Below are 1468 nucleotides of genomic sequence, written 5' to 3'. Positions count from 1 at the left end.
GGCGACTACGGCGGCGACTACGGGGGCGACCGAGACGGCACCCCGTACGCCGACGACTACGGCTACCGGACGCCCACCCGCAGGACCGTCAGCCTTCCCCGGCCCTCCGCCGCGGAGGATTTTTCGGACGGCCGCTTCGACGATCCACGCGCCTACTCCGACGAGGCGCCGTCCCGGCCCGGCGCCCCGGGGCCGATCGGCACGCCGTATGACAACTACCCCCTGGACGAGCCGGCGCCCGCCGCCAACGCGACCGAGCCGATCAAGCCGCGCCGCAGGAAGCCCGCCGAGCCCAAGCAGCAGCCCAAGGCGTTGGACCGGGTTGTCGAAGGCGCCTACACGCCGCCGTCGCTGGACCTGCTCACCCCGGGCGAACCGCCCAAGCGGCGCAGTGCCGCCAACGATCAGATGGTGGAGGCCATCTCGTCGGTGCTCGATCAGTTCAAGGTCGACGCGGCCGTCACCGGCTGCACCCGCGGACCGACCGTCACCCGCTACGAGGTCGAACTCGGCCCCGGGGTGAAGGTCGAGAAGATCACCGCGCTGCAACGCAATATCGCCTACGCGGTCGCCACCGAGAGCGTTCGCATGCTGGCCCCTATCCCGGGCAAGTCCGCCGTCGGCATCGAGGTGCCCAACACCGACCGTGAGATGGTGCGGCTCGCCGACGTCCTCACCGCCCCGTCGACCCGACGTGACCACCACCCTCTGGTGATCGGCCTCGGCAAGGACATCGAGGGCGACTTCATCTCGGCGAACCTGGCCAAGATGCCGCACCTGCTGGTGGCCGGATCCACCGGGTCGGGCAAGTCCAGCTTCGTGAACTCGATGCTGGTGTCGTTGCTCGCGCGGTCCACCCCCGAAGAGGTCCGGATGATCCTGATCGACCCGAAGATGGTGGAACTGACTCCCTACGAAGGCATTCCACATCTGATCACGCCGATCATCACCCAGCCGAAGAAGGCCGCCGCCGCGCTGGCCTGGCTGGTCGAGGAGATGGAACAGCGCTATCAGGACATGCAGGCCTCCCGGGTGCGCCACATCGACGACTTCAACGCCAACGTCCGCTCGGGCAAGATCACCACACCGCTGGGCAGTCAGCGCGAGTACAAGCCGTACCCCTACATCGTGGCGATCGTCGACGAGTTGGCCGACCTGATGATGACCGCGCCGCGTGACGTCGAGGACGCCATCGTGCGGATCACCCAGAAGGCCCGCGCCGCCGGCATCCACCTGGTGCTGGCCACACAGCGGCCGTCGGTGGACGTCGTCACCGGGTTGATCAAGACCAACGTGCCCTCCCGATTGGCGTTCGCGACGTCGTCGCTGACCGACAGCCGGGTCATCCTGGACCAGCCCGGTGCGGAGAAACTCATCGGTATGGGCGACGGTCTGTTCCTGCCGAGGGGGGCCAATAAGCCGATCCGTCTGCAAGGCGCCTACATCAGCGACGAGGAGATTCAGGCTG

Annotated in this window: 1 pseudogene; it reads left to right on the top strand. The window is 67.8% G+C overall.

What is annotated here, in order from left to right:
- Positions 1-68: 68 nt before the first annotated feature.
- Positions 69-1468 (top strand): annotated as a pseudogene (locus ADBZ5U_RS09150) (DNA translocase FtsK); the annotation flags it as partial.

The sequence above is a fragment of the Mycobacterium sp. genome (assembly GCF_040398885.1).
Classification (GTDB): Bacteria; Actinomycetota; Actinomycetes; order Mycobacteriales; family Mycobacteriaceae; genus Mycobacterium.
The sequence above is the reverse complement of the archived record's forward strand: the minus strand, read 5'-3'. Positions and strand labels throughout refer to the sequence as shown.